The sequence below is a fragment of the Acidovorax sp. 93 genome (assembly GCF_003633835.1).
Lineage (GTDB): Bacteria > Pseudomonadota > Gammaproteobacteria > Burkholderiales > Burkholderiaceae_C > Acidovorax > Acidovorax facilis.
Map to the genome: position 1 here is coordinate 1,853,754 of NZ_RBIT01000001.1, position 17,297 is coordinate 1,871,050.

Consider the following 17,297-nt stretch of genomic DNA (forward strand, 5'->3'; position numbering starts at 1 on the left):
TAGTATCCCGTAAAGACTTGCACTATGGACGTTGCCAATGGACGTTGATTACCGACTCGCTTTTGACATGGCCCCCGTGGGCCTGGTGCTGTCGCGCAACCGCACCATGGTCGATTGCAACCGGCATGTGTGCGAGATGTTCGGCGCCTCGCGCGAGGTGCTCATCGGTCAGTCGTTCCAGATACTTTATCCAAGCGCCGACGAATACGAGCGCCTTGGGGCGCACATGGAACCTATTCTGAACGCCAAGGGCCACTACGCCGACAACCGCATCATGAAGCGTGCCAACGGTGAGGTCTTCTGGTGCCATGTGTCAGGCCGTGCACTCAACCGAGATGCCCCGCATGAATCAGGCATCTGGAGCTTTGAAGACCTGAGTTCGCAACGCCCCGTGAAGGCCGAGTTGACAGGCCGCGAACGCGAGGTGGCCGCGCGCCTGTTGGAGGGACTGACTTCCAAGGAAATCGGCCGGGCCCTGGAGATCAGCCACCGCACGGTGGAGATTTACCGGGCACGCCTCATGCGCAAGTACAACGCATCCACCGCTGCCGACCTAGTACACAAATTGCTCGCTGGTTGAGCCCTACTTCGGGCCGTCGATCACGTCAGCAGCTGTGCGAAAAGCCTCGACTGCCGTCGGCAGGCCGCAGTAGATGCTGGCGTGCAGCAACACTTCCTGGATCTCTGCCGCTGTAGCGCCGTTGTTGAGCGCGCCGCGCACGTGGCCCTTAAGCTCATGCTGCTTGCCCAGCGCGGTAAGAAACGCCACCGTGATCAAGCTGCGCGTCTTCATGTCCAGCCCCGGCCGCTGCCAAACATCGCCCCAGGCATTGCGGGTGATGAACTCCTGGATCGGCTGGGTGAACGCCGTGGCATTGCCAAAGGCATTGGCGACAAAGTCCTCGCCCATGACCTGCTTGCGTGTGGCCAGACCTTTGTCGAAGTCCTTGGTGGATGTGAGTTGTTGTGTCATGCGGGCTCTCCGGTTCAGTTGGGGCCGCCATCGTAGCCGCAGCGCCTGCACGAAAAACACAAAGCCACCTGCCATACCCCGTGAAGGGCTAGGCAGGTGGCTTTGTCAAAGTGCTGAGCCCCAGGTTTACGCTGCCGCGAGATCAAAGCGATCCAGGTTCATCACCTTGGTCCAGGCGCGGGCGAAGTCCTGCACAAACACGGCCTGGGCATCGCTGCTGGCATAGACCTCGGCCAGCGCACGGAGCACGGAATTCGAGCCAAACACGAGGTCGACCACGGTACCGGTCCATTTCTTGGCGCCTGTGCTGCGGTCCACCCCTTCCAGCACACCGGTTGCGCTCGCTGACTTCTGCCATTGGGTGCGCATGTCGAGCAGGTTCACAAAGAAGTCATTGCTCAACGTTTCGGGGCGCTGCGTGAAAGCTCCGTGAGGCGCCTGGCCCACGTTGGCGCCCAGTACCCGCAAACCGCCGACCAGCACCGTCATCTCTGGCGCAGTCAAGGTCAGCTGGTTCGCGCGGTCGATCAGCAGTTCGGCCACAGCGCCCTCCAGCCCGGGGCGCACGTAGTTGCGAAAGCCATCGGCCACGGGCTCCATCACTTCGAACGATGGCACATCGGTTTGCTCCTGCGAGGCGTCGGTGCGGCCGGGGGTGAAAGGCACGGTCACGTCCTGCCCGCCTCGCTTCGCGGCAGCCTCCACAGCGGCGCCACCGGCCAGCACGATGAGGTCGGCCAGCGAGATTTTCTTGCCGCCCGTCTGCTCGGCGTTGAACGCGCGCTGGATGGCTTCGAGGTGGCCCAGCACCTTGGCCAGTTGTGCAGGCTGGTTTACGTCCCAGTCCTTCTGCGGAGCCAGACGAATGCGCGCCCCATTGGCTCCGCCGCGCTTGTCGCCGCCCCGGAAAGTTGAAGCAGAAGCCCAGGCCGTCGATACCAGCTCAGAGATCGACAGGCCCGACGCCAACACCTTGGCCTTGAGTGCCGTGATGTCTTGTTCGTTGACCAGAGCATGGTCCACTGCAGGAACAGGGTCTTGCCAGACCAGCACTTCGGCGGGCACTTCAGGGCCCAGGTAGCGTGCACGCGGCCCCATGTCGCGGTGTGTGAGCTTGAACCAGGCGCGCGCAAATGCGTCGGCAAACTGCTCAGGGTGCTCCAGGAAGCGGCGCGAGATCTTCTCGTAAGCCGGATCAAACCGCAGCGACAGGTCGGTGGTGAGCATCGTGGGTACCAGCTTCTTCGACGCATCGTGCGCGTGTGGAATCGTGGCCTCGGCACCCTTGGCCGTCCACTGGTGGGCACCGGCCGGGCTCTTGGTCAGCTCCCACTCAAAGCCGAACAGGTTTTCGAAGAAGTTGTTGCTCCATTGGGTGGGCGTGGTGGTCCAGGTGACTTCCAGGCCGCTGGTGATGGTGTCGCCGCCCTTGCCAGAACCATGGCTGCTCTTCCAGCCCAGGCCCTGCTCCTCGATGCCCGCGCCTTCGGGCTCCTTGCCCACCAGCGCGGCATCGCCCGCGCCATGGGTCTTGCCAAAGGTATGGCCACCCGCGATGAGCGCCACGGTTTCTTCATCGTCCATGGCCATACGCGCAAAGGTGTCGCGGATATCGCGCGCGGCGGCGATGGGGTCGGGATTGCCGTTGGGGCCTTCGGGGTTCACGTAGATCAGGCCCATCTGCACTGCGGCCAGGGGCTTGGCCAGGTCGCGCTCGCCGCTGTAGCGCTTATCGCCGCCGAGCCATGTGGTCTCGGCGCCCCAGTACACATTTTCATCGGGTTCCCACACGTCGGGGCGGCCACCGGCAAAGCCGAAGGTCTTGAAGCCCATGGACTCCAGTGCCACGTTGCCGGTCAAGATCATCAGGTCGGCCCACGAGATCTTGCGGCCGTACTTCTGCTTGATGGGCCAGAGCAGGCGGCGTGCCTTGTCCAGATTGGCGTTGTCGGGCCAGCTATTGAGCGGCGCAAACCGCTGCTGCCCTGCCCCTGCGCCGCCACGTCCGTCCGCCAGGCGGTAGGTTCCGGCGCTGTGCCAGGCCATGCGCACAAACAATGGCCCGTAGTGGCCAAAGTCTGCGGGCCACCAATCCTGCGAGTCAGTCATCAGCGCATGCAGGTCGGCCTTTACGGCAGCAAGGTCCAGGCTCTTGAATTCTTTTGCGTAGTCGAAGCCGTCGCCCATGGGATCGGTGAGCGGGGAGTTCTGGTTCAGGGGACGGATATTGAGCTGGTCTGGCCACCAGTCGGCATTGCCGCGGCCCTTGGGCGCGGCAGCCTTGGTGTGGTCAAACGGGCACTTGTTGGTCTCTTGTGTCATGAGGCACTCCTGTTGGCGTTGGTGAGCAGCCGATGTTATGGAGTGCATTTCCTTATGAAAAGGCAATAGTTTTGATTAATTCAATAGTTTTTTTCTAATTTCGGCAAATGCAGCGGACTACCGGCCTCCTTGCACCCACACGTATCGAACAGCACCGAGCGGACCCAGCGGTGCCCCGGCGAGCGGTGGGTGCGTTCATGCCAGGCAGCAGTTTTAACGAAGCCAGGTATGGCCACTGGTGGCTCCAGCACCACCAGCCCGCGAGCATCAGCTACCACCCGCTGGGGCACCACCGCGATCAGGTCGCTATTGCGCAGGATCTCCGGCAGCACCAGAAAGCTGGTGATCGACAGCACCACCCGCCGTGATCGGCCCAAGCGTGCCAACACCTCATCCGTCACGCCGCAGAAACCGCCACCCGTGTACGAAATGAGCGCATGGTCCAGCGCGCAGAAGCGGTCCAGCGACAGCGCGCCGCCCTTTGCATCCGGGTGCCCGGCGCGCATCACGCACACGTAGCGCTCGTCAAACAGGTGCCGGGCATACAGGTCTGGCGCCGTGTTCTCGGGGCTGATCAGGGCCAGATCGATATCGCCCCGCTCCAGCCGCTCGTACACCGGCAGATGCTGGGCCGGCACCACGGCCACGCGCACGCCCGGCGCGCGGCGACGCAGCATGGCCAGGAATGGCACCACCACCGCCTGCAACGCATAGTCGGTGGATGCAAGCTGCACCGTCATCTGCGCCGTGGCAGGGTCAAAGGCCTGAGGTTGCAGCAGCGACTCGATCCCACCCAGCAGTTCCTTGACCGGCGCGGCCAGCTCCTGTGCGCGCAGCGTGGGCGCAATGCCACGCTGTGTCCGCACGAAAAGCGGGTCATCAAAGCTCTCGCGCAGCCGGGTCAGCATGCCGCTCACCGCAGGCTGGGTGAGCGACAGGCGCTGGGCGGCGCGGGTTACGCTGCGTTCGTCGAGCAAGGCATCCAGTGCCTTGAGCAGGTTCAGGTCCATGGCCCTGATATCAATTGCCATGATTTCAGAAATAAGAACTATCGATTTGGTTTATGGCTGCATCGTACCCACCATCTTCACTGTGCGTGGCCGTGGTGTCTTTGCCCCCGCCCTCAGCCCGAAATTCCTTTTCTAATCAACCGACAAGAAAGCAAGCTGCATGTCTGCCCTGTTCACACCGTTCCAGCTCAAAAGCGTCACCCTGCGCAACCGCATCGCGATCCCGCCGATGTGTCAGTACAGCGCGGTGGATGGCTTCACCAATGAATGGCACCAAGCGCATTACGCCGGTCTCGCTCGCGGCGGCGCAGGCCTGGTGATCGTCGAGGCCACGGGCGTATCGCCCGAAGGCCGAATCACCCCGGCCTGCACAGGCCTTTGGAACGACCAGCAGATCGAAGGCATGAGCCGCATCGCCGCCAGCATCAAGGCCGCTGGCGCCGTGCCCGGCATCCAGATCGCCCACGCAGGCCGCAAGGCCAGCGCCCAACGCCCCTGGGAAGGCGATGACCACATTCCCGAGAACGACGCGCGTGCCTGGCAGCCGATAGCACCGTCCGCCATTGCTTACGGCGGCGGTCTGCCCCGGGTACCCCAGGCCATGACACTGCAAGACATTGCCCGCGTGCAGGCCGACTTTGTGGCCGCCGCACGTCGCGCACTGGCCGCAGGGTTCGAGTGGCTGGAACTGCACTTTGCCCACGGCTACCTAGCGCAGAGCTTCTTCTCGCCCCACAGCAACCAGCGCACCGACCAGTACGGCGGCAGCTTTGACAACCGCGCGCGCTTTCTGCTGGAAACCGTGGAGGCCGTGCGCAAGGTGTGGCCGGCGCACCTGCCACTCACGGCACGCTTCGGAGTCATCGAATACGACGGACGCGACGAGGAAACCGTGGCCGAGTCCATTGAGCTGGTGCGCCAGATGCGCGAACGTGGCTTGGATATGGTCAACGTCAGCGCGAACTTCGTGATTGCCGAGACGCAGATTCCCTGGGCAACCCCCGCCTTCCTGGCCCCGGTCGCACAGCGCGTGCGCAGCGAAGCCGACCTGCCCGTGGCCTCGTCGTGGGGCATCGATGACCCGAAAATCGCTGAACGTGCAGTGGCCGACGGCCAGATGGATTTGGTGATGATCGGCCGCGCCCACCTGTCCAATCCGCACTACACATACCACCTGGCGCAGGTGCTGGGCGTGCAAAAGCCTGAATGGAACACGCTGCCCGCGCCCTACGCGCACTGGCTGTCGCGCTATCGCGGCGCCGCAAAGGTCGCTGCAGCCCAGTAAAGCTCTGAAAACGCCCTTGCCCTTTGGCCCGACATTCAGTCCGGGGTCGAGCGGTGCAGGGGTAGCCCCGGCGCATCCAGCCGTGCGTGCAGGATGTGGCCGTGGGTCGAATCGGTCACGAACACCGTTTGTCCTCCCTGCCCGCCATAAGCCAGATTGGTGGTGGAGGCTCCGGCCGGCCCCCGCAGCACCAGCACGGGCTCGGCCCGGTGGTTGAGCACCCACACATAACCCAGGCCCGGGTTGGCCACCAACAGGCGCCCCGCCCCATCCACCGCAAGCCCATCGGGGCCGCTCGGGCCATAGGACGTGAAGAACTGCCCCACCTTGGCCACGCTGCCATCGGGCAGCAGCGGCACGCGCCACACACAATTGCCACGTGTGGCGGCCAGGTACAGCACGCGGCCGTCGGGCGACAGGGCCACGCCGTTGGGGCTGGGCACGTTGTGCAGCAGCAAGTCGAGCTGGCCATTGGGGCGCAGCCGGTACAGGCGCCCGCTCGGGTCGTGCAGGCCGCTCTGGCCCTGGTCGGTGAAGTACAGGTTGCCGTCGGCGTCGAAGATCAAATCGTTCACGCCCTTGAAGCGTTCGCTGTTGCGGCGCTCCAGGTACGGCGTGACCCTGCCGGTCGCGATATCGAGCCGCATCAACCCGTTCTTGTAGTCGGTGATGAGCAGCGTGCCCGCATCCATGAACTTCATGCCATTGGGCTCGCCGTCGTACTCGGCCACCAGCGTCCACAGGCCCTGCGGGTCGATGCGGAAGATGCGGCCCCAGGGGATGTCGGTCACGTACAGGCTGCCCGCGTCGTCGAACACCGGGCCTTCGAGGAACGAATCGGTGACAGTGCCGCCCCGGTTGGCATCGGCCCAGGCGCTGCGCTCGGGGCGGCGGAAGGTGTCGGGCATGGAGCTGAAAAACGCCAGCTCGCGGACCTCGGGGGATTGCAGCAGAAACATGGAAGAGGCTTTCGTTGTCAGGAGGTGGCGCTGAAACCATACAACCGCGCCGGGTTGTCCACCAGGATACGGTCCATCGCGGCATCCGAGCCCGCCCAGGCGCGCAGCAGGTCCACCAGGTCGGCATCGTTCACCTTGCCCGGCGCCTCGGTGGTGTGGGGCCAGTCGCTGCCCCACACCAGGTGACTGGGGGCCGCCCGCACCAGGGCTTGCCCCAGCGGCAGGGTGTCAGCGTAGCTGGGGCCCTGCACGGCAGAGCGCATGTAGGCACCCGAGAGCTTGACCCAAGTATTGCCCCCGTCCAGCAAGCGGCGCAGCACGCCAAAGGCTTGGGCCGATGGTCCTTCGGCCGGATCGATGCGGCCCAGGTGGTCGATGACCAGCGGCACCGGCAGCGCCTGCAGCACGGGCGCCAGCGCCACGATCTGCTCCGGGTGCGCGAACACCTGGATGTGCCAGCCACCGCAGTCCGCATGCCGTGCCACCTTGCCCGCCAGCGTGCTAAGCATCTGCGCCGTGGTGGTGCCCCACGATTGGGGTGAGACAAAGTTGACCCGCAGCCCGCACACGCGGCGCGCGGCCAGCCGGGCCAGCTCTGCATCGCTCACGATGGGGTCCACCACAGCCACGCCACGAGCGCTGTCGCCCAACTGGTCGAGCGCATCGAGCGTGCAGGTGTTGTCGGTGCCATAGGTGGAGGGCGTGACCACAACGGCGCGTGACGTACCCAGGCGCTGCTGCAGCTGCCGGTAGGCGGCCACGGGCGCATCTGGCGGCGTGCGCGGCCAGTGGGCAGACGGTGCAAAACGTGCATCGAAGATGTGCATGTGGCTGTCGCACGCGCCGGGCGGCAGCGGGCGTTGCGGGCGGTTCAGACCCACCGAGTGCGGCACGGGCGTGGTCAGCGCGGGCAAAGGCATGGCTCAGTCGAGTTTGATATTGCCCTTCTTCACCACCCCGCCCCACTTGCTGTCTTCCTTCTTGAGGAAGGCGGCAAACTCCGCAGGCGTGGAACCGATGGGCTGGGCGCCCAGGTCGGCCAGGCGCTGCTTCACTTCGTCTTCCTTCAGCACCTCTTGCAGGGCCTGCTGCAGTTTGGTGGCCACGTCGGCAGGTACGCCCGCAGGCAGGAACACGCCGTTCCACTCATAGGCCTCATAACCGGGGATGGCCGCCTCGGCCACGGTGGGCACATCGGGCAGGCGCTTGGAACGCTCAGGCGCCGACACGGCCAGCGCGCGCAGCTTGCCGCCCGCCACATGCGGGTAGGTGGCGGCCACGGTGCCGAACATGAAGTCCACCTGGCCCGCAATCACGTCGGTGATGGCGGGGCCACCGCTCTTGTAGGGCACGTGCACCATATCGAGGCCCAGCTTCTGGGCCATCAGCTCCGCCGCCAGGCGCTGCACCGTGCCGCTGCCGCCCGAGGCAAAGTTGATCTTGCCAGGCTGGGCCTTGGCCTTGGCGATCAGCTCGCCCAAATTCTTGTAAGGCGCATCGGCCTTCACGATGAGCACATTGGGCGCCAGCAGCACCAGCGACAGTGGCTGCAGCGCGGTGCTGGCATACGGCATCTTGGGGAACAGGTGCGGGTTGATGGAGTGCGGCGTGGCGTCGTACAGCATGGTGTAGCCATCCGCCGATGCCTTGGCCACAAAACTCGCGCCAATGGTGCCACTCGCGCCCGCCTTGTTGTCCACAATCACGCTGCCGCCCAGCTTGGCGCCCAGGCGGGTGGCCACCACGCGGGCCACAGCATCGGCCGCGCCACCGGGGGCATAGGGCACAACGAGGGTGATGGGCCGCTCGGGGAAGGCGGCGTGGGCCAGGCCTGCAGCCAGGGCGCAGGCGGCGATCAAGGGTTTGAGAAAACGCAACATGAAGTCTCCTTATCTATTCAATCCATGAAGAACAAACAGGTATCGCTGGCCCATGGCCTGCGAAACTGGCGCTGACAAAGCGCAGGCAGCCGTGCAAGGGCCGCCCCGCCGCACTGGCTGCGTCCCCCTTCCCGCATCGCGCAGCGAGGCGAGAGAGAGGGGGGAAGGCGCAAAGCGCCTCAGGGGGGTCAATCCACTTTCAGATCAAGCTCGCGTGCAATCTGCGTATAGGCGGCCACTTCGCGGCCGACCTGGCTGGCAAACGCAGCGCCGCAGGTGGCATCGGCGTCCAGCCCCAGGCCGCGCAACTTGTCGTTGGCCGCAGGGCTTTGCACAAAGTCCCTGGCCACGCGCTCCAGCTGCTGGGCAATGGCGTCGTCCAGCCCCGCCGGGGCCAGCAGGCCATACCAGGCGTCGGCCGAATACTTGCCGCCACCGGCCTCGGCAAACGTGGCCACGTCGGGCAGCAGCGACGACCGCTTGGGCGATGCCACGGCCAGCGCGGTGAGCTTGCCGCTCTTGATCTGCGGCAGCACCGAGCCCAGCGTGGCAAACGAGCTGTCGAGCTGGCCGCCCACCAGGTCCGTGACCACTGGCGCGGCGCCCTTGTAGGGCACATGGTTCAGCTGCAAGCTGTTGGCGCGGGCAAACATCTCGGTGGCAAAGTGGCCTGAGCTCCCCACGCCCGCCGTGCCTGCGGACAGACGCCCCGGCTCCTTGCGCGCACGGGCCATGTACTCAGCCAGCGACTTCACGGGCAGGGCCTGCCCCACCACCAGCACCGTGGGGCTGGTGGCCACGGTGCACAGCGGCTTGAACGACTTCACCGCATCGAACTTCACCCGCCCGGCGTACAGCCCCGGGATCATGGTGTGGTTGGTGGCGCCAAACAGCAGCGTGTAGCCGTCGGCGGGCGCGCTGGCCACCGCCTGGGCGGCCAGGATGGTGTTGGCGCCGGGCTTGTTGTCCACCACAAAGGGCTGGCCCAGCGCGCGGCTGGCGTGGTCGGCAAACGCACGGGCCACCACGTCGGTGGGGCCGCCTGCGGCAAATCCCACCACCAGTTTGACGGGCTTGTGGGGGAACGCAGTTTGCGCCCCTGCTGCACCGGATGCTATACAAACAATAGCTATCAGCGCTTTATGGACGAGCGCAGAGGCCGTTTTTCTTCTCAAAATAGTGTGCATGTCTTTGTCTCCATGGGCCGGGGCGCCCTGCCCCGTGCCTTTTTTCTCTTTGCTTTCAGGAAGGGGGCTGGCGTCAGGCCGCAGCCATCGCTGCGCCAGGCACCCGGGCCAGCACGGCCAGCAGGTTCTGCGCCGCGCCCACGCCCATGTTCACGTAGGCATCGCTGGTCACACCGCCGATGTGGGGGCTGAGGATGAAGTGCTTCTCGCCCTGGAAGGGATGGCCCGCCGTCATCGGCTCGACCGCAAAACTGTCCAGCCCTGCCGCCATCACCTGGCCCGAACGCACGGCCGCCAGCAGCGCGGCCTCGTCGATCAGGCCGCCACGCGCCGTGTTCACCACGATCACGCCGCGCTTGCACTGCGCCAGCGTGGTGGCGTTCAGCATGCCCCGGTTCTCGTCAGTCAGCGGGCAGTGCAGAGACACGGCATCGGCTTCGCGCCAGATCGTCTCCAGGCACACACTCTGCACATAGTCCGGCAGGTTCTTCGCAAACGGGTCAAAGCCGATCACGCGCATGCCCAGGGCGTCGGCCATCTTGGCAAACCGCAGGCCGATGGCACCCAGGCCCACCAGGCCCACGGTGCGGCCACCCAGCTCCAGGCTTTTGTGCGTGGCTTTGTCCCAGTGGCCCGCGTGCATGCGCGCGTCGAGCTGCACCACCGATTTGGCGCAGGCCAGCAGCAGCGCCAGCGCCTGCTCGGCCACGGCCGCAGCGTTGGCGCCTACGGCGGCCACCACCTCAATGCCCCGGGCCTTGGCCGCCACCTTGTCGATGGTGTCGGTGCCACTGCCGTGCTTGGAGATGACCTTGAGCGCCGGGGCCGCGTCCATCACCGCAGCGCCCACCTTGCCGTAGCGCACGATGATGGCCACGGGGTTGTGCGCACCGCACAGGGCCACCATGTCTTCTTCGGTAGGCGTCTTGCCTGCGTAGACGATGTCGTAGCCCGTGAGCAGGTCCAGGGCTTGCTGCGCCAGATCGGCGCCGGTGACGATGATGGATGGGTTCACAGCGACTCCCCTTCCTTGAGTACACCGGCGGCGCGCAGGGCAGCGGGCAGCCATTTCGATGCGGTGTCGCCGCGTGCAATGGCTTCGAGGCGGGCGGCTTCGTCGGCCACCTTCTTGTCGGCCAGCGCCATCATGGCGGGGGCTTTTTCGCGCTCGATGACGACCACGCCATCGGCGTCGCCCACCACCAGATCACCGGGGTTCACGGTGGCGCCACCGGCGCTGATGGGGTGGTTGATGCGGCCGGGCACGTACTTGGTGGGCCCAGCGGGGTTGAAGCCCGCGCTGAACACGGGGAAGTCCAGCTCCAGGATCTCCAGCTTGTCGCGGATGGCGGCGTCCACGACCACGCCGGCCAGGCCGCGCTTCTTGCAGGCGCTGAGCATCAGCGTGCCCATCAGCGCGGCGGTCTGGTCGCCCTTGCCGTCGATCACCAGCACATCGCCCGGCTGAGCCAGGGCAATGGCGGCGTGGATCATGAGGTTGTCGCCGGGGCGCACTTCGACGGTGAAGGCAGGGCCCGCCACCTTCATGTTCTGGTGCACGGGCGCCACGCGGCCGTGCATGGTGCCGCGGCGGCCCGCCACGTCGGCCAGGATAGCGGCCTGGTAGGTGGCCGCTTTGCTCACGACGTCGGCGCTGACGCGCTCGATGGTGCGGATGATTTCAGGGAGTTGGCTCATGGGGAATCCTTGGAAAGAACGCGGAGATGCTGGGGAGCGAATGGGCGCGGCTGACTGGGATGCGCGTGCAAGGCGCCCATGCCGCAGCGCAACCAGCCCCGGACTCAGCGGCTGGCGAAGTGCAGACGAAATGCGAAGGTGAAGAAGTGGGGCGGGCAGATACGCGGGACAAACCGCCCCCCCAGCGTGAGCCCGTCAGTCCAGGCTGGCGCCCGAGTCCTTGACGATCTTGGCCCAGCGCGGCACTTCGGCTTTGAGCAGCGCGCTGAACTGCTCGGCGGTGCCGCCCAGCACATCGCCGCCTTCGGAGCGCAGCTTGTCGGCCACATCGGGCTGCTGCAGGGCCGCGTTGATGGCCTTGTTGAGCTGCGCCAGGATGGGTGTGGGCGTACCGGCAGGGGCCAGGATGCCGAACCAGGTCACGGCCTCGAAGCCCTTGTAGCCCGACTCGGCCAGCGTGGGCACATCCGGCAATTGCGGCGAGCGCTTGGCCGAGGTGATGGCGATGACCTTGAGCTTGCCATTGCGCACCTGGCCCAGCAGCGTGGGCACCGACGACATGTACAGGTCGATCTGCCCGCCCACCAGGTCCGTCATGGCCTGGGCCGCGCCCTTGTAGGGGATGTGGCGCAGCTTGATGTCGGCGGCGTTTTCGGCCAGTTCCCCGGCCAGGTGGGCCACGGTGCCGTTGCCCGAATAGCCCAGCGTCAGCGCATCGGGCTTGCCCTTGGCGGCCGCCACCACATCGGCGTAGCTCTTGAAGGGTGAGTTGATGGGCGCAGCCATGACGATGGGCGAGGACGAGACGAGCGCCACGGGCACCAGGTCCTTGAGCGGGTCGTACGGCAGCTTGGGGTACAGCGTGGGGTTGATGGCCAGGTTGCTGGTCTGGCCAATGACGAGCGTGTAGCCGTCGGCGGGTGACTTGGCGGCGGCGTCCACCCCCAGGTTGCCGCCCGCGCCAGGGCGGTTGTCCACGATGACGTTCCACTTGTTCTGGTCCGTGAGCTTTTGCGCCACCGTGCGGGCAATCATGTCGGTGCCGCCGCCGGGCGGGAACGGCACGATGAGGCGGATGGGTTTGCTGGGGTAAGCGGCCTGCGCCAGAGCGGCCCCGGTAGGTGCGGCTGCGGCCGCAAAGCCCAGGAAGGCAGCGCACAGGGAGCGCGAAAGCGAAGTGAAGGCGGTCATGAATTTGTCTCCGTTGTGGTGGTTCGTCACGCCGGTCTGCAGGGCCTTTGTTGTGATGCGTGTTCTGGTCCGGCGCCGTGGGTGCGACTGTACGCAGACGTTTCAACCCATACAATGCAGTTGCGTACCATGAAACGAATTGCGCCATGAGCAACCACCCCGCCAAGCCCTCCCAACCCCTCGCCCCCGCGCCCCGTCCCATGGCTCCGGCAGATGCAGAACCCGGTGGTGGTGTCATCGCCGTCACACGTGCCCTGCAGGTGCTGGAAGCCTTTGCACTGGGCGAATCCAGCCTGCCCCTGGCCGAGCTGAGCCGCCGCTGCGGCCTGCACAAGACCACGGTGCTGCGCCTGGCGCGCACGCTGGCGCAGTCGGGTTTCATGGTGCAGCGCGAGGATGGCGACTGGCGCCTGGGCCCGGCGGCAGGCTGGCTGGGCGCGCGCTACCAGGCCGGTTTTGACGTGCAGAACGTGCTGGAGCCCGCGCTGCGCGAGCTGACCCTTGCCACGGGCGAAAGCGCCGCGTTTTATGTGCGCGAAGGCAATGTGCGGACCTGCCTTGTGCGTGTGGAAGGCCCGCAGGCGCTGCGCCACCACGCACGCATGGGCGAAGGCCTGCCGCTGGACAAAGGATCGCCGGGCCGTGTGATCCTGGCGTTTTCGGGCGAGCCGGGCAAGGCCTATGAAGAGATCCGCAAAAAGGGCTACCACTGGTCGATTGGCGAGCGCGAACAGGGCGTGGCCACGGTGTCGGCGCCGGTGTTTGGCATGCACTGGCGGCTGATGGGCTCGGTGTGCATTTCGGGCCCAGCCTCGCGCCTGCCGGCCGAAAAGCTCGAAGCGCTGGCGCAGACAGTGATGGCTGCGGCCACCCAGTTGTCGTATGCGCTGGCGGGCAATTCGGCCGCGCCCGCACAAAGCCCTGTACGAGCCACCCAGTGGCATCCGTGATACTTGCCCCGCAACCTCAACTCACAAAAACCACAGGAGACCGCCGTGAGCCGCTACCCTTTTCCCGACCTGAACACCCTGCCCGAAGACATCCGCGCACGCATCGTGGAAGTGCAGGAGAAGGCGGGCTTCATCCCCAACGTGTTCCTGGCATTTGCGCGCCGCCCGGCCGAGTGGCGAGCGTTCTTCGCGTACCACGATGCACTCATGCTGAAAGAAGAAGGCAGCCTGACCAAGGGCGAGCGCGAGATGATCGTCACTACCACCAGCGCGGCCAACCAGTGCCTGTATTGCGTGGTGGCGCACGGCGCGATCCTGCGCATCTATGAAAAGAAACCCCTCATCGCCGACCAGGTGGCCGTGAACTACCGCAAGGCCGACATCAGCCCACGCGAACGCACGATGCTCGACTTTGCGATGAAGGTCTGCCAGCGCTCGCACGAGATCGAGGACGCCGACTTCGCTGCGCTGCACGCCCACGGCTTTGACGACGAGGACATCTGGGACATCGCGGCCATCACTGCATTCTTTGGCCTGAGCAACCGCATGGCCAGCTTTGCGGGCATGCAGCCCAACCCAGAGTTTTACTTGATGGGACGGGTGCCCAAGCAGAAGTAAGTGCCCTGGCGCATTTACTATCAATCTAATAGCTACTAGCGCTTATCCAATAAGCGCTAGAGCCCAATTTCATTCAAATTCTATCCGCAGAGACCAGCGCCCGCATCCAGTCCGGCAAGGGCGCTGCCTTCTGCTGCGGGAAGTCCACCCAGATGGTGGTGGCGCCACCTGCCGCGCAAATCACGCCGGGCTGGTCCACGCGCTCCATCGTGCCCCAGGTCTCAAACGTGGTGCGGCCCGGGTCGCTCACGTAGAGCTTGAGCAGCACGTCAGCCGGGTATTCGAGCTGCTTGTAGAAATTGCAGAACGCATTGACGATGACCGGCCCCTGCCCGCGCGGATCGGGGTTGCAGCCCACCGACACCATCCAGTCGATGCGCGCCGTCTCCAGGTACCTGAAATACACCGTGTTGTTGACATGGCCCATGGCGTCCATGTCGCCCCAACGCACGGGGAAGCGCATTTCAAAAACCAGCTTCTTGATTTCCGGGATTTCAATCTTCATGGCTTCGCACACCCGAGGGATCAGACCCCAAAGCCGTCATCGGCCGCAATCACCGCACCATTGATGAAATGGCTCTGGTCGCTGGCCAGCATCACCAGCAGCGCATCCAGGTCTTGCGCGTTGCCCACGCGCTTGCGGGGCAGCATGTCGATGAGCTTCTTGCCCTGCTCGGTCTGCCAGTGGTGGTGATTGATTTCCGTGTCGATGTAGCCCGGGCAGATCGCATTCACGTTGATGCCGAACCTGCCCCATTCGATGGCCATGGCCTTGGTCATCTGCACCACGGCGGCCTTGCTCATGCAATAGGCACCGATCTGCGGCAGCACCTTGAGGCCCGCCATCGAAGCGATATTGATGATGCGACCGCCGGTGAAGCTGCCCGGCGCTGCACCGCGGGAGCGGGCCAGCATGCGCTTGCCCACCTCTTGCGCCACAAAGAAGGCGCCCTTCACATTGGTGTCGAAGATGAAATCGTAGTCCTCGGGCGTCACGTCCTGGATGCGCTGCGTGGTGCTCACGCCCGAGTTGTTCACCAGAATGTCGATGGAGCCCATTTCGGTCTCGGCATGGGCCACGGCGGACTTGATGGAGTCGTGATCGGTCACGTCCAGCTCGATCACATGGGCGTCACCGCCCTCGCCTTCGATGCGCGCGCGCAGCTCCTTGAGTTTTTCCACCCGGCGGCTGGCCAACACGACGCCTGCGCCCGCGCGGGCCAGCGTGCGGGCAAACTGCGCGCCCAGGCCGCTGGAGGCGCCCGTGATGAAGGCCACGCGGCCGGACAAGTCGATGCTGTATGCCATTTAGAGTCTCCCTACTGATCAAAATAGAACGGTCGTTCGATTGTCCATATTCCGTGAATACAATCAGTCGCCAGACAGACAGGGCGCGGTCGGCGCTCTGTAGAAAATAATCCATTATCAAACGCCCGACGAGAAGCCCATGACCAACGAAGAAATCCTCGCCCAATACGGCCCCCGCGAATCCATGGAATACGACGTGGTGGTCGTTGGCGGCGGCCCTGGCGGCCTTGCCACTGCGATCCGCCTGAAGCAACTGGCGGCCGAAAAAGGCCAGGACGTCTCGGTCGTGGTGCTCGAAAAAGGCTCCGAGCCCGGTGCGCACATCCTGTCGGGCGCCATCATGGATCCCAAGGCCCTCACCGAGCTGATCCCCGACTGGAAAAAGCGCGGCGCGCCCCTGAACCAGCCCGTCACCGACGACGCCTACATCTTCCTGTCTGAAAAATCGGGCTTTCGCGTGCCCAACATGTTCCTGCCACCGTTTGCGCAGAACCATGGCAACTACATCATCAGCCTGGGCAACCTGACCAAGTGGCTGGGCGATCAGGCAGAGGCCCTGGGCGTGGAAATCTTCCCCGGCTTTACCGCCGCAGAGGTCCTCTACAACGATAACGGCTCCGTCAAGGGTGTGGCCACGGGCAATCTGGGCATCGGCAAGGACGGCGAGCCCACCGAAAACTTCCAGCTCGGTATGGAGCTGCTGGGTAAATACACCGTGTTTGCCGAAGGCGCACGCGGCCACCTCGGCAAGCAGCTGATTGCCAAGTTCCACCTCGACAAGGACCGCGACCCGCAGAGCTTTGGCATTGGCGTGAAGGAACTCTGGGAAATCGACCCCAAGAAGCACCAGCCCGGCTTTGTGATGCACACCGCTGGTTGGCCCATGGAGAACGACACCTACGGCGGCGCCTTCCTGTACCACCTGGAGGGCAACAAGGTGGCCGTGGGCTTTGTGACCGGCCTGGGCTATCAGAACCCCTACCTCAGCCCCTTCGAGGAATTCCAGCGCTGGAAGACGCACCCGAACGTCCGCTACTACTTCGAAAACGAAAAGGGCGAAGTCACGGCCAAGCGACTGTCGTACGGCGCACGCGCGATCAACGCCAGCGGCATCAACGCCCTGCCCAAGACCGTGTTCCCGGGTGGCGCACTGGTGGGCTGCAATGCGGGCTACCTGAACGTGGGCCGCATCAAGGGCAGCCACGCCGCCATCAAGACCGGCATGCTGGCCGCTGAAGCCGCCTACGACGCCGTGGTGGCTGGCCGCCAGCACGACGAGCTGACAGCCTACCCCGAAGCCTTCGAAAAGAGCTGGCTGCACACCGAACTGAACAAGGACCGCAACTTCAAGAACTGGTTCAAGTACGGCCTGACCACGGCCACGCTGATGAACGGTTTCGAACAATTTGTGCTGCGCGGCCACATCCCCTGGACGTTGCACCGCGACAAGCCCGACCACGCGTACCTCAAGCCTGCGGCCGAGTGCAAACCCATCGTCTACCCCAAGCCCGATGGCAAGCTCACGTTCGACCGCCTCTCCAGCGTGTTCATCAGCAACACCAACCATGAAGAGAACCAGCCCGCCCACCTCACGCTCAAGGACGCGAGTGTGCCGGTCAACATCAACCTGGCCAAGTACGCGGGCCCCGAGGCGCGCTACTGCCCGGCGGGCGTTTACGAGTTCGTGCCCGACACCACCAAAGGCGGTGATGCCCAGCGCCTGCAGATCAATGCGCAAAATTGCGTGCACTGCAAGACCTGCGACATCAAGGACCCCACGCAGAACATCGTGTGGGTCACCCCTGAAGGCGGCGGCGGTCCGAACTATGCAGGCATGTGAGCACCATCAAAATTCATAGCACCTAGTGCTTAAAGGGCCTGCGCTGCAGGCCCTTTTTTATTGATCTATCTGGCAC

The 17,297-nt window shown here is 64.8% G+C and carries 17 protein-coding genes; 5 read left to right on the plus strand and 12 right to left on the minus strand.

Annotated elements, in window-relative coordinates; translation table 11 throughout:
- The first annotated feature begins 37 nt into the window (after positions 1–37).
- Positions 38–580, plus strand: coding sequence for a PAS and helix-turn-helix domain-containing protein (locus C8C93_RS08410; RefSeq protein WP_055402413.1), 543 nt, complete (start codon positions 38–40; stop codon positions 578–580).
- Positions 581–583: 3 nt separating this feature from the next.
- Here C8C93_RS08410 and C8C93_RS08415 read toward each other — a convergent pair whose 3' ends face one another.
- The 3 genes from C8C93_RS08415 to C8C93_RS08425 form a co-directional block, all read right to left on the minus strand.
- Entirely contained in the window at positions 584–973 is a 390-nt protein-coding gene (locus tag C8C93_RS08415; protein ID WP_121508704.1) for a carboxymuconolactone decarboxylase family protein, read from the minus strand.
- 126 nt (positions 974–1,099) lie between these two features.
- On the minus strand, positions 1,100–3,295 hold the full coding sequence (gene katG / locus C8C93_RS08420; protein ID WP_121506553.1) for a catalase/peroxidase HPI: 2,196 nt from the start codon (positions 3,293–3,295) through the stop codon (positions 1,100–1,102).
- 80 nt (positions 3,296–3,375) lie between these two features.
- Positions 3,376–4,326 (minus strand): LysR family transcriptional regulator, encoded by a 951-nt coding sequence (locus C8C93_RS08425; RefSeq protein WP_121419967.1) that lies wholly within the window; start codon positions 4,324–4,326, stop codon positions 3,376–3,378.
- 139 nt (positions 4,327–4,465) lie between these two features.
- Between C8C93_RS08425 and C8C93_RS08430 the strand changes: the two genes are divergently transcribed.
- Positions 4,466–5,590: an NADH:flavin oxidoreductase/NADH oxidase gene (locus tag C8C93_RS08430; protein WP_121506554.1), complete on the plus strand. Its 1,125-nt coding sequence runs from the start codon at positions 4,466–4,468 to the stop codon at positions 5,588–5,590.
- A gap of 35 nt (positions 5,591–5,625) precedes the next feature.
- Here the strand turns inward: C8C93_RS08430 and C8C93_RS08435 are convergent, their stop codons facing one another.
- The 7 genes from C8C93_RS08435 to C8C93_RS08465 all read right to left on the minus strand — a co-directional run bounded on the left by C8C93_RS08435 (position 5,626) and on the right by C8C93_RS08465 (position 12,505).
- Positions 5,626–6,549, minus strand: a complete 924-nt coding sequence (locus C8C93_RS08435; protein WP_121506555.1) for an SMP-30/gluconolactonase/LRE family protein — start codon at positions 6,547–6,549, stop codon at positions 5,626–5,628.
- Between the two features lie 17 nt (positions 6,550–6,566).
- Positions 6,567–7,469, minus strand: a complete 903-nt coding sequence (locus C8C93_RS08440) for an amidohydrolase (RefSeq protein ID WP_121506556.1) — start codon at positions 7,467–7,469, stop codon at positions 6,567–6,569.
- 3 nt (positions 7,470–7,472) lie between these two features.
- Complete coding sequence (locus C8C93_RS08445; RefSeq protein WP_121506557.1) at positions 7,473–8,429, minus strand: tripartite tricarboxylate transporter substrate binding protein; 957 nt, start codon at positions 8,427–8,429, stop codon at positions 7,473–7,475.
- Positions 8,430–8,617: 188 nt separating this feature from the next.
- Positions 8,618–9,616 (minus strand): tripartite tricarboxylate transporter substrate binding protein, encoded by a 999-nt coding sequence (locus C8C93_RS08450; protein WP_121506558.1) that lies wholly within the window; start codon positions 9,614–9,616, stop codon positions 8,618–8,620.
- A gap of 73 nt (positions 9,617–9,689) precedes the next feature.
- Positions 9,690–10,685 carry an NAD(P)-dependent oxidoreductase gene (locus tag C8C93_RS08455; RefSeq protein WP_233559270.1) on the minus strand — a complete coding sequence of 332 codons (996 nt, stop codon included), beginning with the start codon at positions 10,683–10,685 and terminating at the stop codon, positions 9,690–9,692.
- Entirely contained in the window at positions 10,628–11,314 is a 687-nt protein-coding gene (locus tag C8C93_RS08460) for an RraA family protein (protein ID WP_121506560.1), read from the minus strand. Before C8C93_RS08460 ends, C8C93_RS08455 begins: the two co-directional genes overlap by 58 nt.
- 195 nt (positions 11,315–11,509) lie before the next feature.
- Positions 11,510–12,505 (minus strand): tripartite tricarboxylate transporter substrate binding protein, encoded by a 996-nt coding sequence (locus tag C8C93_RS08465; protein WP_121422712.1) that lies wholly within the window; start codon positions 12,503–12,505, stop codon positions 11,510–11,512.
- Between the two features lie 146 nt (positions 12,506–12,651).
- Between C8C93_RS08465 and C8C93_RS08470 the strand changes: the two genes are divergently transcribed.
- On the plus strand, positions 12,652–13,455 hold the full coding sequence (locus C8C93_RS08470) for an IclR family transcriptional regulator (protein WP_370108519.1): 804 nt from the start codon (positions 12,652–12,654) through the stop codon (positions 13,453–13,455).
- A 45-nt stretch (positions 13,456–13,500) separates the two neighbouring features.
- Positions 13,501–14,073, plus strand: coding sequence for a peroxidase-related enzyme (locus C8C93_RS08475; protein ID WP_121506561.1), 573 nt, complete (start codon positions 13,501–13,503; stop codon positions 14,071–14,073).
- A gap of 73 nt (positions 14,074–14,146) precedes the next feature.
- Here C8C93_RS08475 and C8C93_RS08480 read toward each other — a convergent pair whose 3' ends face one another.
- Positions 14,147–14,578, minus strand: a complete 432-nt coding sequence (locus tag C8C93_RS08480) for a thioesterase family protein (protein WP_121506562.1) — start codon at positions 14,576–14,578, stop codon at positions 14,147–14,149.
- Positions 14,579–14,598: 20 nt separating this feature from the next.
- A complete protein-coding gene (locus C8C93_RS08485) occupies positions 14,599–15,381 on the minus strand; it encodes an SDR family oxidoreductase (protein ID WP_055402392.1) in 783 nt (260 codons plus the stop codon).
- A 139-nt stretch (positions 15,382–15,520) separates the two neighbouring features.
- Here C8C93_RS08485 and C8C93_RS08490 point away from each other — a divergent pair, with 139 nt between their 5' ends.
- Complete coding sequence (locus tag C8C93_RS08490; protein ID WP_121506563.1) at positions 15,521–17,221, plus strand: electron transfer flavoprotein-ubiquinone oxidoreductase; 1,701 nt, start codon at positions 15,521–15,523, stop codon at positions 17,219–17,221.
- Positions 17,222–17,297 lie beyond the last annotated feature (76 nt).

Coding starts and splice junctions, on each gene's coding strand:
- C8C93_RS08455 (WP_233559270.1), bottom strand. CDS start 10,685: ATGGCTGCCCGCTGCCCTGCGCGCCGCCGGTGTACTCAAGGAAGGGGA.
- C8C93_RS08470 (WP_370108519.1), top strand. CDS start 12,652: ATGAGCAACCACCCCGCCAAGCCCTCCCAACCCCTCGCCCCCGCGCCC.
- katG (WP_121506553.1), bottom strand. CDS start 3,295: ATGACACAAGAGACCAACAAGTGCCCGTTTGACCACACCAAGGCTGCC.
- C8C93_RS08450 (WP_121506558.1), bottom strand. CDS start 9,616: ATGCACACTATTTTGAGAAGAAAAACGGCCTCTGCGCTCGTCCATAAA.
- C8C93_RS08435 (WP_121506555.1), bottom strand. CDS start 6,549: ATGTTTCTGCTGCAATCCCCCGAGGTCCGCGAGCTGGCGTTTTTCAGC.
- C8C93_RS08460 (WP_121506560.1), bottom strand. CDS start 11,314: ATGAGCCAACTCCCTGAAATCATCCGCACCATCGAGCGCGTCAGCGCC.
- C8C93_RS08465 (WP_121422712.1), bottom strand. CDS start 12,505: ATGACCGCCTTCACTTCGCTTTCGCGCTCCCTGTGCGCTGCCTTCCTG.
- C8C93_RS08445 (WP_121506557.1), bottom strand. CDS start 8,429: ATGTTGCGTTTTCTCAAACCCTTGATCGCCGCCTGCGCCCTGGCTGCA.
- C8C93_RS08485 (WP_055402392.1), bottom strand. CDS start 15,381: ATGGCATACAGCATCGACTTGTCCGGCCGCGTGGCCTTCATCACGGGC.
- C8C93_RS08415 (WP_121508704.1), bottom strand. CDS start 973: ATGACACAACAACTCACATCCACCAAGGACTTCGACAAAGGTCTGGCC.
- C8C93_RS08490 (WP_121506563.1), top strand. CDS start 15,521: ATGACCAACGAAGAAATCCTCGCCCAATACGGCCCCCGCGAATCCATG.
- C8C93_RS08430 (WP_121506554.1), top strand. CDS start 4,466: ATGTCTGCCCTGTTCACACCGTTCCAGCTCAAAAGCGTCACCCTGCGC.
- C8C93_RS08425 (WP_121419967.1), bottom strand. CDS start 4,326: ATGGCAATTGATATCAGGGCCATGGACCTGAACCTGCTCAAGGCACTG.
- C8C93_RS08440 (WP_121506556.1), bottom strand. CDS start 7,469: ATGCCTTTGCCCGCGCTGACCACGCCCGTGCCGCACTCGGTGGGTCTG.
- C8C93_RS08410 (WP_055402413.1), top strand. CDS start 38: ATGGACGTTGATTACCGACTCGCTTTTGACATGGCCCCCGTGGGCCTG.
- C8C93_RS08480 (WP_121506562.1), bottom strand. CDS start 14,578: ATGAAGATTGAAATCCCGGAAATCAAGAAGCTGGTTTTTGAAATGCGC.